Source organism: Rhodococcus sp. 06-156-4 (assembly GCF_002259345.1).
Taxonomy (GTDB): Bacteria; Actinomycetota; Actinomycetes; order Mycobacteriales; family Mycobacteriaceae; genus Rhodococcoides; species Rhodococcoides fascians_E.
The window spans coordinates 1-1,067 of sequence record NZ_NPGB01000035.1; the positions used below are offsets into that span (position 1 = coordinate 1).

Consider the following 1,067-nt stretch of genomic DNA (forward strand, 5'->3'; position numbering starts at 1 on the left):
ACCGTGGGGATCATGTAGTCCGGTAGCCGGTCGGTCAGAAATGCCCGCAGTTCATCGGGGTCGATGGGGTCGCCGGTGTGGTAGGCGGCGAGGTATTTTCCGGTGCCGCCGGGGTGTTCGGCGGCGATGACGATGGCGGTGGAGACGGCGGGGTGCTGTTCGAGGACGACGCGGATCTCGTCGAGTTCGATGCGGAATCCGCGGATCTTGACCTGATCGTCGGTGCGGCCGAGGTAGTCGAGTTGCCCGTCGTGGTTCCAGCGGACGAGGTCGCCGGTGCGGTAGAGGCGTTGGCCTGATTGTTCGCCGGATCCGGTGGGGTCGGCGATGAAGCGGGTGGCGGTGAGGTCGGGTCGGTTGATGTAGCCGTCGGCGAGTTGGGTGCCGCCGAGGTAGAGCTCTCCTGTGATGCCGACGGGGACGGGTCGTAGCCAGGGGTCGAGTACGTGGGTGGTGGTGTTGGTGATGGGTTGGCCGATGGGGACGCTGGTGCCGTAGGTGTAGGTGTAGGTGTAGGTGTAGGTGTCGGTGTCGGTGGTGGTGGCGGTGGTGGGGTTGAGGTGGTGTCCGGTGGTTTCGACGGCGGCTTCGGTGGGGCCGTAGGTGTTCCAGATCTGGACGGTTGTGCCGGTGCTGTTGTTGTTGGTTGCGGTGAGGGTGGTGGCGAGGGTGGTGGGGAATGCTTCGCCGCCGAGGGCGAGGTGGCGGAGGTGGGATCGGCTCAGGTCGAGTCCGGTGTCGAGCATGGCGTGGGCGATGGTGGGGACGAGTTCGACGAAGCCGATGGGTTCGGTGTGGAGGATGTCGGTGAGGTAGTGGGGGTCTTTTTCGCCGCCGGGTCGGGTGAGGCGGATGGTGGCGCCGACTGTCAGTGGCCAGAAGAATTCGGGGACGGAGACGTCGAATCCGATGCTGGTTTTCTGCAGGACGCGGTCGCCGTCGGTGAGGGGGAATACCGTTTGGCGCCAGCGGATGAGGTTGATGATTGCTCGGTGGGAGATCATGACGCCTTTGGGGCGTCCGGTGGTGCCGGAGGTGAAGATGACGTAGGCGGTGTCGGCGGGGGT

General features: G+C 65.3%; 1 protein-coding gene. It reads right to left on the reverse strand.

Annotation, left to right across the window (positions count from 1 at the left end):
- On the reverse strand, positions 1 to 1,067 hold a 1,067-nt coding region (locus CH290_RS24885; protein ID WP_141217852.1), incomplete at both ends, for an amino acid adenylation domain-containing protein.